This window comes from Pseudoxanthomonas sp. OG2 (assembly GCF_014192765.1).
GTDB classification, from domain to species: Bacteria; Pseudomonadota; Gammaproteobacteria; order Xanthomonadales; family Xanthomonadaceae; genus Pseudoxanthomonas_A; species Pseudoxanthomonas_A beigongshangi.
The window spans coordinates 2,048,092-2,061,938 of record NZ_JACHYM010000001.1 but is presented as its reverse complement, the minus strand read 5'-3'; the positions used below and the strand labels follow the sequence as shown (position 1 = coordinate 2,061,938).

General features: G+C 69.6%; 9 protein-coding genes. 4 read left to right on the top strand and 5 right to left on the bottom strand.

Annotation, left to right across the window (positions count from 1 at the left end):
* Positions 1 to 137 precede the first annotated feature (137 nt).
* Positions 138 to 443 (bottom strand): DUF2782 domain-containing protein, encoded by a 306-nt coding sequence (locus FHW78_RS09455; protein WP_183639629.1) that lies wholly within the window; start codon positions 441 to 443, stop codon positions 138 to 140.
* 96 nt (positions 444 to 539) lie between these two features.
* Between FHW78_RS09455 and polA the strand changes: the two genes are divergently transcribed.
* Positions 540 to 3,302, top strand: coding sequence for a DNA polymerase I (polA, locus tag FHW78_RS09450; protein WP_183639628.1), 2,763 nt, complete (start codon positions 540 to 542; stop codon positions 3,300 to 3,302).
* Between the two features lie 385 nt (positions 3,303 to 3,687).
* Entirely contained in the window at positions 3,688 to 4,164 is a 477-nt protein-coding gene (locus FHW78_RS09445) for a YetF domain-containing protein (protein WP_183641300.1), read from the top strand.
* Positions 4,165 to 4,609: 445 nt separating this feature from the next.
* Here FHW78_RS09445 and hemF read toward each other — a convergent pair whose 3' ends face one another.
* The 4 genes from hemF to FHW78_RS09425 all read right to left on the bottom strand — a co-directional run bounded on the left by hemF (position 4,610) and on the right by FHW78_RS09425 (position 10,108).
* Complete coding sequence (gene hemF / locus FHW78_RS09440; protein ID WP_183639627.1) at positions 4,610 to 5,521, bottom strand: oxygen-dependent coproporphyrinogen oxidase; 912 nt, start codon at positions 5,519 to 5,521, stop codon at positions 4,610 to 4,612.
* Between the two features lie 73 nt (positions 5,522 to 5,594).
* The gene (locus FHW78_RS09435) at positions 5,595 to 7,145 is read right to left on the bottom strand and encodes a hypothetical protein (RefSeq protein WP_183639626.1); all 1,551 of its coding nucleotides are present in this window, start codon (positions 7,143 to 7,145) and stop codon (positions 5,595 to 5,597) included.
* 57 nt (positions 7,146 to 7,202) lie between these two features.
* Entirely contained in the window at positions 7,203 to 7,745 is a 543-nt protein-coding gene (locus FHW78_RS09430) for a hypothetical protein (RefSeq protein WP_183639625.1), read from the bottom strand.
* A gap of 5 nt (positions 7,746 to 7,750) precedes the next feature.
* A complete protein-coding gene (locus tag FHW78_RS09425; RefSeq protein WP_183641298.1) occupies positions 7,751 to 10,108 on the bottom strand; it encodes a S9 family peptidase in 2,358 nt (785 codons plus the stop codon).
* A 182-nt stretch (positions 10,109 to 10,290) separates the two neighbouring features.
* On the opposite strand from FHW78_RS09425, the gene FHW78_RS09420 reads away from it, so the two are divergent.
* The gene (locus FHW78_RS09420) at positions 10,291 to 10,548 is read left to right on the top strand and encodes a YcgL domain-containing protein (RefSeq protein ID WP_183639624.1); all 258 of its coding nucleotides are present in this window, start codon (positions 10,291 to 10,293) and stop codon (positions 10,546 to 10,548) included.
* Positions 10,541 to 13,837, top strand: a complete 3,297-nt coding sequence (locus FHW78_RS09415) for an ankyrin repeat domain-containing protein (protein ID WP_183639623.1) — start codon at positions 10,541 to 10,543, stop codon at positions 13,835 to 13,837. The genes FHW78_RS09420 and FHW78_RS09415 overlap by 8 nt, the downstream gene beginning before the upstream one ends.
* The last annotated feature ends 10 nt before the right edge of the window (positions 13,838 to 13,847 follow it).

The following is a 13,847-nucleotide window of genomic DNA, read 5'->3' as shown; positions in this document are numbered from 1 at the left end:
CAATTCCTTCCCCCGCTTGCGGGGGAAGGTGCCCGAAGGGCGGAAGGGGGCACGCGCCCGGGAGCCAAGCGGCGTTTTCCCGTCGCAGCAAGAGCATCACGAACCGGTAAACCACCATCCGCGACCGAAACCGCGACTCACCAGCCGTAGATCTTCCAGTACACCGGCGATACCGGGCCTTCGCCCTTGCTCTTGTCCAGCCGGCCGTCGCCGTTTTCGTCGATCAGGTAATAGGCCGGACCCCGCGCCGGAGTGACCTTGACCATGCGCAGCTGGCCGGCCACGCGGTATTCCTCGATCACGTCGCCATTGGTTTCGGTGCGGACCGCGACCTGGGCGTCGGCCAGATCCACGCCGGGATCGTCCTGGGCGCCGCCCATCGACGCGCAACCTGCCAGCAGCAACACGGCAAGCGCGGCGGGTGCCAACGTCATGCGGGACATCGCGGACTCCTCGGGAATGACCGGTTCGGGGATTATGCGCCAATCGACGCCAATGCGCCGTGACGCCGCGCCCGCGGCGGGGCGTAGAATCGCCGCATGAAACGACTAGTCCTGATCGACGGATCCAGCTACCTGTTCCGCGCGTTCCATGCGCTGCCGCCCCTGACCAACGCCGCCGGCGAACCGACCGGCGCGCTGTTCGGCGTGGTCAACATGCTGCGCGCCACGCTCAAGGAAATGCCCGACTACGTGGCCTTCGTGCTGGATGCCAGCGGACCGACCTTCCGCGACGCCCTGTATCCCGAGTACAAGGCCAACCGTCCGCCGATGCCCGAGGATCTGCGCGCGCAGGTGGAACCGATGCGCCGGATCGTCGAGGCGCTGGGCTTTCCGCTGCTGTGCGTGGAAGGCGTGGAGGCCGACGACGTGATCGGCACGCTGGCGCTGCAGGGCGCGGCGCAGGGCATCGACGTCACCATTTCCACCAGCGACAAGGATTTCGCCCAGTTGGTGCGACCGGGCGTGGCGCTGGTCAACACCATGAGCGGCAGCCGGATGGATTCGGCCGAGGCGGTGATGGAGAAGTTCGGCGTGCGGCCGGAGCAGATCGTCGACTTCCTCGCCCTGATGGGCGATACCGTGGACAACGTGCCCGGCGTGGAGAAGTGCGGTCCCAAGACCGCCGCCAAGTGGCTGGGCGAATACGGCACGCTCGATGCGATCGTCGCCGGCGCCGACGGCATCAAGGGCAAGATCGGCGAGAACCTGCGCGCGGCGCTGCCGCGGCTACCGCTGAACCGTGAACTGGTCACCATCAAGACCGATGTGGCGCTGCCCGGCGGGCCGGAGACGCTGGCGCTGCGCAATCGCGATGTCGGCGAACTGCGCGAGCTGTATTCGCGCTACGGTTTCAACCAGGCCTTGAAGGAACTGGACGGCGGCGCCGCCGCCGGCGCGGTCGCGGAGAAGGAACCCGGCCGCGCGCGCGGCACCGGTTTCGTGTCCGGGCCGGCGCCGGATGCCGCGCCGATCGATGCGGCGTGGTCCGCGCCCGGCGAATACGAAACGGTCCTGACCGAGGCCCAGCTCGAGGCCTGGATCGCCCGGCTGGCGGCGGCCGACGAGTTCGCCTTCGACACCGAGACCGACAGCCTGGACGCGATGCAGGCCAACCTGGTCGGAATGAGTTTCGCGGTGGAACCCGGCAAGGCGGCCTACCTGCCGCTGGGGCACGTCTATCCGGGCGCGCCCGCGCAACTGGACCAGGCCGCCACCCTGGCGCGGCTGGCGCCGCTGTTCGCCGATCCCGGCAAGCGCAAGCTCGGCCAGCACGGCAAGTACGATCTGCACGTGCTGCGCCGCCATGGCGTGGAGGTCGGCGGCTATGCCGACGACACCATGCTGGAGAGCTTCGTATACAACTCCGGCAGCAACCGCCACGACATGGACAGCCTGGCCAAGCGCTTCCTCGGCTACGACACCATCAAGTACGAACAGGTCGCGGGCAAGGGCGCCAAGCAGATCCTGTTTTCGCAAGTGGCGCTGGACGACGCCACCCGCTACGCCGCCGAGGACGCCGACGTGACCCTGCGCCTGCACCGGGTGATGGCGCCGAAACTCGCCGCCGAGCCGGGTCTGGAACGCGTATATCGCGACATCGAGATGCCACTGGTGCCGGTGCTGGCGCGCATCGAGGCCAATGGCGTGCGCATCGACGGCGACGAACTGCGCCGGCAGAGCGCGGACCTGGCCAAGCGCATGCTGGCCGCCCAGCAGAAGGCCACCGAACTGGCCGGGCGCAGCTTCAACCTGGATTCGCCCAAGCAGCTGCAGGCGCTGCTGTTCGACGAACTCAAGCTGCCGGCGGTGCTGAAGACCCCGACCGGGCAGCCCAGCACCAACGAGGAGGCGCTGGAGGCAATCGCCGACCAGCACGAACTGCCGCGCGTGATCCTCGAGTACCGCGGGCTGGCCAAGCTGCGCAGCACCTACACCGACAAGTTGCCGGAAATGGTCAATCCGGTCACCGGCCGCGTGCACACCAGCTATCACCAGGCCGGTGCGGCCACCGGCCGGCTGTCGTCCACCGATCCCAACCTGCAGAACATCCCGATCCGCACCGAGGACGGCCGCCGCATCCGCAAGGCGTTCGTGGCGCCGCCGGGGCGCAAGCTGATCGCCTGCGATTATTCGCAGATCGAGCTGCGGATCATGGCGCACCTGTCCGAGGATCCGGGCCTGGTGCGCGCGTTCGAATCGGGCGCCGACATCCACAAGGCGACCGCGGCGGAAGTGTTCGGCCGGCAACTGGAGGACGTGACCTCCAACGAGCGCCGCGCGGCCAAGGCGATCAACTTCGGCCTGATGTACGGCATGAGCGCATTCGGCCTGGCCCGCCAGCTCGGCATCGGCCGCGGCGAGGCGCAGGATTACATCGCGCTGTACTTCAGCCGCTATCCGGGCGTGCGCGACTTCATGGAGCGCACCCGCCAGCAGGCGCGCGAGCATGGCTACGTGGAGACCGTGTTCGGCCGCCGGCTGTACCTGGAGTACATCAACAAGGGTACCCAGGGACAGCGTGCAGGCGCCGAGCGCGCGGCGATCAACGCGCCGATGCAGGGCACGGCCGCGGACATCATCAAGCGCGCGATGATCGCGGTGGACGCGTGGCTGGCCGAGCATCGCGAACGCGCGCTGATGATCCTGCAGGTGCACGACGAACTGGTGTTCGAGGCCGATGCCGACTTCGTGCCCACGCTGGTGGCCGAGGCCGGCGCGCGGATGTCGGCGGCGGCGCAACTCATCGTTCCGCTGGTGGTCGACAGCGGGGTCGGCGACGACTGGGATCAGGCCCACTGAGACCGATTTGAACGTCTAAATCCGGAAACCCGTTGACAACCAGAAACTTGCGCGCGGGATGTAGAAACAGGGTGCGATTCAATTTTTGAACTGGGCAGTTCAATAAAATGAATGCGGCCTTAATTCCACGGATTCTTAACGGGAATCTTCACGAACCATCCATGTGGGAAATGGTCAGATAACTCGCGACAGATGCAACGTCTGTCGCGGATCTCTCCCATCCCCTGGAGCGATCTCCCCGGAACGGCGACCCCTCCCCAGGTCCCCGTTCCCCTGGCCCCGATGACCTCCCCCTGGTCTTCGGGGCTTTTTATTTGTGCGTCCTTCGAGACCGGGCACGCTAACGTGTCGGCAACCCGAACGGAGCCTGGACATGGATTCCTTCCTGCATCAGACGTTCAACCTCTCGATGCCCTGGTGGGGCTTCATCGCCCGCGCGGTCATCGTCTACTTCGCGCTGCTGGTGATGATCCGGGTATCCGGCAAGCGCACGATGGGACAGTTCACCTCGTTCGACATGCTGCTGGTGGTGCTGCTGGGCAACGCGGTCCAGAACGCGCTGCTGGGCGAGGACGCTTCGGTGGGTGGCGGTCTGCTGCTGGCGGGCACGCTGATGGCGATCAACTGGCTGGTGGGCCTGGCGTCGGCGCGCAACCGCCGGTTCGAGGCGCTGGTGGAAGGTTCGCCGGTGCTGCTGGCACGCGAGGGCAAGGTTTACAAGGATGTCCTGCGGCGCGAGCTGATCAGCCGCGAGGATTTCGACAAGGCGATGCGCGAGGCGGGCATCGACGCGATCGACGAGATCCATCTGGCGGTGCTGGAAACCAATGGACACATCACGCTGGTGGCGCGACGCGCGTGAGGGGTGACCGGTCATCCGGTTGGCGGAAGCGCCAGTCTTCATGCTGAAAGCAAATCCCCTTTAACCGCTTCGCGGGGGACCGCCCCTTTTTTCAAAGGACAAGCCCCCCGGTAGGAGCGGCCTCCGGCCGCGAGCTTTTGAAGCTTCGCAATCCGCGCAAAGGCTCGCGCCGGGGACGGCGCTCCTACCGGATTCGTGCGTCCTTGACGTTCGCTTCGGCGATTCGAGGATGTGCGACCGCGCATCGCGCTGAGCGATTGTGGCGCCGAGTGACAAAAGGGAGGTTTCCGGGGATTTCATCCCACCACCACGGCATATCCGTCGCGTTGGCCACACCCGCCGTTCCTCCCCCTTGGACCTGCCATGCGGCTGTTGAAAGGCGCTTGCAGAAGGGGGACCGAAAGCGATTCGCCTGGGGGTATGGCAGAGCGACCGCCCCACCGGCTCACCCCAGTTCGTTCAACCAGTCACGCGGGCGCAGGTAGTCGCGCAGGCGCTGCTCGGCGCTGCCGGCTTCGGGTTGGTAGCCGTATTCCCAGCGCACGTAGGGCGGCAGGCTCATCAGGATGGATTCGGCGCGGCCGCCGCTCTGCAGGCCGAACAGGGTGCCGCGGTCGTAGACCAGGTTGAACTCCACGTAGCGGCCGCGGCGGTACAACTGGAACTCGCGCTCGCGTTCGCCGTGCGGCGTGTCCTTGCGGCGCTCGACAATCGGCAGGTAGGCATCGAGGAAACCGTCGCCGACCGCGCGCAGGTAGGCGAAGTCGCGTTCGAAATCCTGCCCCAGGTCGTCGAAGAACAGGCCGCCGACACCACGGGTCTCGCCGCGGTGCTTCAGGAAGAAATACTCGTCGCACCAGTGCTTGTGCGCGGCATAGCGCTCGGCGCCGCCGAACGGTTCGCACAGCTCGCGCGCGGTGCGGTGCCAGTGGAGGACGTCCTCGTCGAACGGGTAGAACGGGGTCAGGTCGAAACCGCCGCCGAACCACCACGCCACCGCCTGCCCGTCGCGCTCGGCGCGGAAGTGGCGAACGTTGGCGTGGGTGGTGGGCAGGAAGGGATTGCGCGGATGGAACACCAGCGAGACGCCGACCGCGCGCCAGGAGGCGCCGGCCAGCTCGGGACGATGCGCGGACGCCGAGGGCGGCAACTTGCTGCCGGAGACGTCGGAAAAGCCGATGCCGGCCTGCTCGAACACGCCGCCGCCGCGCAGCACGCGGGTGCGGCCGCCGCCGCCTTCGGGCCGGTTCCACAGATCTTCCTGGAAGCGGGCCTGGCCGTCGGCCGCCTCGATGGCGGCGCAGATGCGGTCCTGCAGGTCGGTGAGATAGTCGCGGACGGGCATGATGTCGTTCATGCCCGTCATTCTAGCGGCGGGCCGCCACTGCCGTCCTTTTCCGGCGGACGGTGCGGCGGCACCGGGGCGATCGTCAGGGCGTCGCTTCGCTTTCTTCCGGGGCGTCGTCGCCGGCTTCCTGTTCCAGTTCGCGCAAGGCGTCCTGGAGCGCGCGGCCGACGCCCATCTGTTCCCAGTTGGACGTTTCCAGCACATCGCAGGCGACGTGGCGTTCGTCCTTGGCGCACACGGCGCGCATCGACTCGATGACGGCGTCATCGCCGGTTTCCGCATAGGCCCGGATCAGGTTCTCGCAGCCCACGCGCACGCCGGCCGCGCAGATCCGCAGATAGTGCGGCTGGGCGGCGGCCCAATTGCCTTCCAGCGCGCGCTGGTGACCCAGCGCGTTGCAGCCCTGCAGCTTGCCGGCCTTGCAGCAGGCTTCGGCGCCGCCGGCCTGGCTGATGGCGGGGCAATCCTCGACCAGCGGGTGCTCGACGAACTGGCGCGGCGGCGCGCAGCGATCCGCGCCGCCTTCGCCACGCCGGTAGACCGCGTAGCGGTTCCAGCTGTCCAGGCCGAGCAGGCGATCGCCGCCAATCGCCTTGAATACGAAATCGCCGCCCTTGTCGTGGCGGATGCGGATCAGGCCGTTCTCCAGGCGCGCACGCATGACGCTGCCGAAGCCGCCTTCGACCCGACCGGCATCGCCGAAGCCGAGTTCGGACATCAGTCCGCTCTCCGCCGCGTAGGCACCGCAGGGCAGGGCGGTGGCCGGCGCGGCGCGCAGGTCCGCCGCGGTCAGCGCCGCCAGCGGTGCCGTCTTGCCGCAGGCGTCCTTGTCGCCGCCGCGCTCGCAGGCGAGGGTGAGCGCTGCGCGCGCATCCAGGTAGCGCCCGGCGTTCCACAGTTTCTCCGCCGCTGCGCCGCAGACCTTGGCCGAACCGCTGCGCTGGCACAACGCCAGGCTGCGATCCAGGTGCGGCCCGGAAAGGGGAAGATCGTCGGCGTACATGCCCTTGAAGGCATCGGCGAAGGCGCGCGTCATCGCCTCCTTGACCTTGACCTCGCAGGCGGCTTCGGAGAAGGCCGGATGGCCTTCCACACACTCCGGCGGCGCCTCTTCCGTCCCGGCGTCGCCGCGCGATGCCTGATCGGCGGCTTCCTGGAAGCCTTCAATCAGCGCCACGCAGGCGAACGGCAGGGCTTCCTGTTCGCACCAGCGCGCCAGGGTCGGCTCATCGGCCTCGGTCCGGGCGTCGAAGCAGCCGGCCAGATCCGCGCGGCAGCCGTCGTTGGGCGCTGGCGGAGGCGTCGCGCACTGCGCGGATTGCGCCAGCGTGTAGACCTCGTCCATTTCCGTGCGCAGCGCGCGGCCGCCGTTTTCCGGCGTCCAGGTTTCGGAGTAGGCGCTTTCCAGATCGTAGGCGGTGATGTTGTCGCCGGCCGGGGCGTAGGCCAGCGGACGCGGCGCCTGGTACGAGGTGTGCTCGGTCGCGGTGGCCGTCGTCTCGATGCGCAGCTCGCGGCTGCCATCGGCGTTGCGGTAGACGCCGCAGGCGGGCGACGCGGCCAGCGCCAGGGTGGGGAGGCCAATCAGGAGGGCACCGGCGATCCGCGCGGTCAGCATCCATGCTCGTGACATGAACAAACGCTCGTTGTGGGGGGCGCCAGTATATCGACGCCGCGCGGACTCCGAGCGTCAGTGGAATTCCGCGCGCACGGCGGGCGTGCACAGTTTCCACACGATGGCGCCGTGCAGGATCCCGATCAGCAACGCGGCGGCGTAGATCGCCATCCGCATGGCCGCCTGCAGGTTGGCCAGCAATGGATCCACGTTGGCGGGATCGAACCCGGCCCGTGCGTTCAGATCGCCCATCAGCCCGTCGAAAGCGAAAGCCCCCGCCAGTGTCAGCAGGGCGCCGCCGGCGAGCAGGACGATGAAGCCGAAGCGGCCCCATTCACGGCGCTGCAACAGGCCCCACGAGGCCACCGCCAGCAGCACCGATGACAGCAGCGACGCCAGCAGCAACAGGCCAAGGTGATCGAACACCCACAGCAGCGATGGCGGCAGCGGGAGGCCGGACCCGCCGCCGGCGGTCAGCGCGTCCAGCAGGCCCTGATCCGCCGGGCTGGCGGCGAACATCGCCCACTGCAGGAGTCCGGTCAGCACGCCCACCAGCGCCAGCGCGAGCGAAAGCCACGCGGTGATGGTGACGAACTGGGAACGTGGCGCGGCCGGCATGACGCTTACTTCAGGTTGTTCTCGAACAGCTTCAGCACGCGCTTGTATTCGTCCAGCCAGGAATCGGCGCGGGTGAAGCCGTGGCGCTCCAGCGGATATGGCGCGAGTTCCCAGTTGTCCTTGTGCAGTTCGATCAGTTTCTGGGTCAGCACCACCGAATCGCGGAAGAACACGTTGTCGTCGATCATGCCGTGCGCGATCAACAGGTGATCCTGCAGCCCGGCGGCGTATTCGATCGGCGAGGAGGTGCGGTAGGCCTGCGGATCCAGCTCCGGGGTGTTGAGGATGCCGGAGGTGTATTCGTGGTTGTACTGGGTCCAGTCGACCACCGGACGCAGCGCGGCGCCAGCCTTGAACACGCCCGGCTTGCGGAACAGCGCCATGAAGGTCATGAAGCCGCCGTAGGAACCGCCGTAGATGCCGGCGCGGTCGCGATCGCCCTGGCGGGTCTCGACCAGCCAGTCCAGGCCGTCCAGGTAGTCCTCCAGCTCCGGATGGCCCATGTTGCGATAGATCGCGGTGCGCCAGTCGCGGCCATAACCCTCGCTGGCGCGGTAGTCCAGATCCAGCACGATGTAGCCGCGCTGCACCAGCAGGTTGTGGAACATCTGCTCGCGGAAGTAGGTGGGGTAGCGATGGTGCACGTTCTGCAGGTAGCCGGCACCGTGCACGAACATCACGATCGGATAGCGCTTGCCCGGCTCCAGCGTCTTCGGCCCGTAGTACTTGCCCCATACCTGGCCCGCGCCATGCTTCGACGGCACCTGCACGATTTCCGGCTGGATCCATTCGCGCGCCTTGAAGGCCGGCGTGCGGGTGTCGGTGAGCGCGGTCGGCGTGCCGCCGGCCGCGTCGACCACCGACAGCTGGGTCGGCACGTAGGCGCTGGAATGGCTGACCAGCACGCGCCGATCATCGGGCGACAGCGCGAAGCGCTCCACGCCGTCCAGCGCGGTGACCTCGCTGACCTGGTCGCCGGCCAGATCCAGCCGGCAGATTTCGTAGTCGGCGGGATTGGCGCGATTGCACAGGAAGAAGAAGGCGCTGCCGTCAGTGGTCGGCACCGGCGAGGTCACTTCCCAGCGGCCGCTGGTGCGCTGGCGCGGCTTGCCGTTGCCCTGGACGGTGTACAGGTGCGAATAACCGGACTGCTCGGACAGCAGCCACAGGCTGCCGTCGGGCAACCAGCCGAATTCGTTGTTGTTCCAGTTGATCCAGGCCGGATCGCTGAGCCGGTGGCGCGGTTGCAGGCGCGCGCCGGCCAGGTCCACGGTGGCGATCCAGCGGTCCTTGTTGTCGATCGCGTGCAACTGCACCGCGACCTGGCGGCCGTCGTCGCTCCAGGCGATCGCGGCAGTGGCTTCGCTCTCGACGCGCAGCGGACGGTTGCCCTTGAGCGGATCCTTGCCCGCCGCCTTGCGCATCGCGGCCAGCGGATCCTCGGCGATGCCGGGCAACGCGTCGTAGGCCAGCGGCCGGACGCTGCCCGCGGCCACGTCGACCAGCCACAGCGACTGCGGCACCGGATCGTTGCGGCCCACGCGGGTGCGCACGCTCTGGAATTCCTCGTAACCGGACTCGGTGACGTACATCGGCATCTTGCCTTCCTGGCCTTCGTCGGCGCCCTTGGCCTGGGTCACCACCAGCGCCCAGCGGCCATCCGGCGACATCGCGCTGTCGGCGATGGCGACGTCGGCACCGAGGTAGACCGGCGCCGGCGCGCGGCTGCCGTCGGCCTTGCGCCAGGCGTCGTCCTGCTGGCGCGCGGCATCGCGCAACGCGCGATCCCGGGCCAGGGTCTCCAGCGTGCGCAGCTGCTGTTCGCGCAGCGCGTCGGCCTTGGGCGCGCCATTGGGATCCTTTTCCGCGCGCAGCACCAGCGCCTGGGTGGTGCCGCCCTGCGCGGTCCAGCGATACCAGTCGTTGCCGCTGCGCCAGATCACGCCGCCGTCGCGGGCGAAGCGCGCCTGCGCCTCGGTGTCGTTGCTGCGGGTGAGCTGGGTCAGCGCGCCGCTGCGCAGATCGCGCAGGAACACATCGCCGTTGCGTACGAACAGCATGCGCTGCCCGCGCGCGTCGATCTGCGGGTTCGGTGCGTCCAGGCCACCGCGCTCGGCATCGCCGACGCGTTCGGCGGCGCGGCCGCCGGCGACGGCCTGCACGTAGGTGTCGCGGCTCAGGCTGCCCGGCCGCTTGAGGTCGTACTGCACGCGCTGGCCATCCCACGACCACCAGGCGCGTTCGACCGGCGGACCGATCCAGTCCGGATCCGCCATCACCTGTTCGATGGTGAGTGGCGTGGCTTCCTGCGCGGAAAGGGGGCCGGCGAGGGCCAGCGACAGTGGCAGGAGCAGGGCGGGCAGAACGTGGCGCATGGAGTTTCCGTTAGGCCGGTGTGAAAGGGTGCAAGCGTAGCAGCCGCGGATGCCGGCATCGCCCGCCGATGGTCATGCGAGGCCTGAACGTGCAGGGTTTCCCCGCATTCGGGTTTCCTCCACAATCTCCGCCATTCCCTACTTTTCCACGGCAGGACGCGTACGCGCGGATGCAAGCCTTCGTTTACAAAAGCCTGCGCAAGGCGGACACCTATGTGTACCTGGCCGCGCGCGACGACTTCACCCGCCTGCCCGAACCGCTGCGCACCCAACTGGGCGACCTGAGCTTCGTGCTGGAAGTGGCGCTCACCCCCGAACGCAAGTTGGCCCGGGAAGACGCCGGGGTGGTGCGCGGCAACCTCGCCGCGCGCGGATTCCATATCCAGTTCCCGCCGCAGCCGGACAGCGACGAATCCACCGATGCCTGAGTCCGCAAGCCAACAACGCCGGCTGGCCGCGATCGCCGGTCTCCTGGGCGTGGCCCTGGCCGCGCTGGGCTGGGTCGGTGGCCCGCTGGCGGCGTTCGGCGCCTGGCTGGCGCAGCCGGCGCTGGCGCTGGCCTGGTCGTGGCAGCGCGGCAGCCGGCCGCTGCCGGTGGCGCGCGACTGGCGCGAATCGCTGCCGGCCCTGCTGATCGCCTGGGGCGGCGCGTTCGTGACCGTGGCGGTGCTGATCGCCTGGCCGCTGTCGGCGCTGGGTGACAGCGGCAGCCTGCAGGCGGCGCTGGGCCTGAGCGCGGTGGTGGGCGTGCTGTTGATCGGCCTGTGGCGGACCTGGCCGCTGTGGCAGGGCATCGAGCGCGAACCGGGCAGCCTGGGCTGGCATTGGCGCGCGCTGGCCGAGCGGGATTTCCATGCCTGGCGCGGGCTGGGCGTGGCCGCGCTGGTGGCGCTGGCGATCGCCGGCGGCCTGGTGCTGGCGTGGCCGGATCTGCTTCCGGCGCAAACGCGGCTGATCGTCGCCCCGATCTATGTGCTGGCGCTGCCGGCGCTGCATTGGGGCATCCAGTCCATCGCCGCCGCGCGCGGCCTGCCGGTGGTGGAAATGAGTGCCGGCCTGCCGCCAATGCAGGAAAGCGCAACGGCGCCCGCACCGGTCCACGAAGCGGATCTGGAACAGGCCCTGTTCGACGCCGCCCGCGGCGGCCGGGTCGATCGCGCGCTCGAACTGCTGGAAGCCGGCGCCGATCCGCATGCGCTGCCGGCGCCGTCCTCGCGCGATCAGCGCAGCCTGCCGGTGCTGGCCGCGGTGCTGCCGGATCTGCGCCTGCTGCGCACCCTGATCGGCCATGGCGTGGATCTCAACCACGCCCACGCCGGCATGACCCCGCTGCTGGCCGCCACCCGCGACAGCTGGCATGGCCGTCCCGACGCGGTGACCACCCTGCTGGCCAACGGCGCCGATCCGCGGGTCGCCGATGGCGAAGGCAACACCCCGCTGCATCATGCCGCGCGCAGTTCCGATCCCGGCGTGGTCGCCCTGTTGCGCGATGCCGCCGCCGAGATCGATGCCATCAACCAGGATGGCCTGAGTCCGCTGGGCGTGGCCTGCGTGGCCGGCAACTGGCGCCTGGCCAAGTTCCTGCTCGAGCGTGGCGCGCGTCCCGAACCGGCCGGCGGGCAACCGGTGCTGCTGGCCGCCGCCGCCACCGAGGAAGACGACCCCGCCGGCGTGCAGTTGCTGCTCAAGCACCGCGCCAAGGTCGACACCCGCGACGGTGAGCGCCGCAGCGCGCTGCACGAAGCCGCGCTCGCCGGCCATATCGACATCGTCAACACGCTGCTGGCCGCGGGCGCCGATGTGCATGCCCACGATGCACAGGGGCGCACGCCGTGGCTGGAAGCCGCGCGTGGCGGCCGCATCGCGGTGCTGGAGCGACTGGCCGAAGCGGGCGTGGACGTGACCGTGAGCGACACCGAACAGCGCAACGCGGTTCGCGTGGCCTGCGCCTCCGAGAATGCCTCGCCGGCGTTGATCCGGCGCCTGCTGGACCTGGGCGTGGCGGCGGATCAGCCCGATGCGCAGGGCCGGCGCGCGGTGGATCTCGCCGCCGAGGCGGGCCGCTGGGCGATCGTGTCCGCGCTGGATGCCGCCTATCCGCTGCCGTCGGCGGTAAGTGCCGGCGACGACGACCAGCCGCCGCCGGATCGCGCGCCGATCGCGCTGCTGCGCGATGGGCTGCACGCGGATCGCCCGCGCGGCGAACTGGCGCCGCTGGCGCGGCTGGCATCGCGCCAGGAGCTGGGTGCGCTGCTGCACGACCCCGAGATCGCGCTTTCGCCGCAACGCCTGGAATGGCTGCTGGCGCAGGGCGCGGACGCCGATGCGTTGGATCCGGCCGGCGACACGCCGCTGTTCGCGCTGCTGTCGCGTGGCGGCGAGGCCATGGCCTCGGTGCAGGTCCTGCTGCGCCGCGCCGCGTCCCCGGCGGGGGCCGGCGGACTGGCGCGCTTCCTCGACGCCTGCGCGCGTGGCGAACAGATCGGGCGCGGGCTGGAGCAGTTCGCCTGCGACCTGCTGGAACGCGGCGCCGATCCCTTCGCGGCCTCGCCGCTGGGAGATCCGCCGCTGGCGCTGGCGGTGCGACTGGGCTGGTCGCGACTGCTGGACCGGCTGCTGGATATCGGCGTGGATCGCGAAGCCCGCGACAGCCACGGCATGACCGCGTTGCACCTGGCCGCGGCGCTGGGCCGCGAACTCGCGTTGCGCCAACTGATCGCCAAGGGCGCATGCCCGGATTCGCGCGCCGCCGATGGCCAGACCCCGCTGGGCGTGGCCCTGGCCAGCGGCCGCCGCGATCTGGCCGACTGGCTGGACTGGCGTGGTTGGGCGTTGCCGCGCCGCGCGCTGCGGCCCGCCGATCTGCCGGCGGCGGCGATGGTCGGCGACGCCGACGCGGTGCGCCGCTTGCTGGATCTGGGATTCGCGGTGGATTCTCCGGACGCGCAGGGCTGCACCGCGCTGCTGCGCGCGGCCGGCGGCGGTCATCGCGCTGCTGTGGAACTGCTGCTGGCGCGCGGCGCGGATCCGCAGAACGCGGCGAACACCGGCGCCACCCCGTTGTCGGCGGCGGTGAGCATGCGCCAGGCCGAGATCGTGGCGCTGCTGCTGCAGGCCGGCGCCGCACTGGAACACCGCCTGCCGGGCGGCGTCACCGTGCTGATGCTGGCGGCCGCGCTGGGACTGCCGGACATCGTCGCGCGCCTGCTGACCGCGGGCGCGAACGTGCATGCCGGCGATGCGCAGGGCCTGACGCCGCTGCATTGCGCCGCCCTGTACGGTTTCACCTCGCGCGACAAGCCACGGCTGGTCGCGCTGTTCGACACCCTGCTGCTGTCCGGCGCCGAACCCGATCAGGTCGCCGCCGGTTCGGTCACACCGCTGCTGCTGTTGCTGGGGGCGCGCGCCGAACCGGGCACCGCCTGCGACGAGGAGGTCGTGCTGGCCGGGGTCGAGCGCCTGCTCGATGAGGAGGTTTCCCTGGAAACCCAGGATCCGCGCGGTTTCGGTCCGCTGCACCTGGCCGCGCTGCATGGCCTGTTGCGGGTGGTGCAGCGCTTGCTGCGCGCGGGTGCGGATCCGGATTTGCGCGATGCCCTGAACCGCACCCCGCGCGAGATCGCGGTGATGCGCGGTTTCGTCGACGTGGCCGGCGAGTTCGTGCCGGTGGCGCCCGGTGCCTCGATGGCGCGTTTCCTGCGCGAACCCGGCGGCTGAAGCCCGTCGC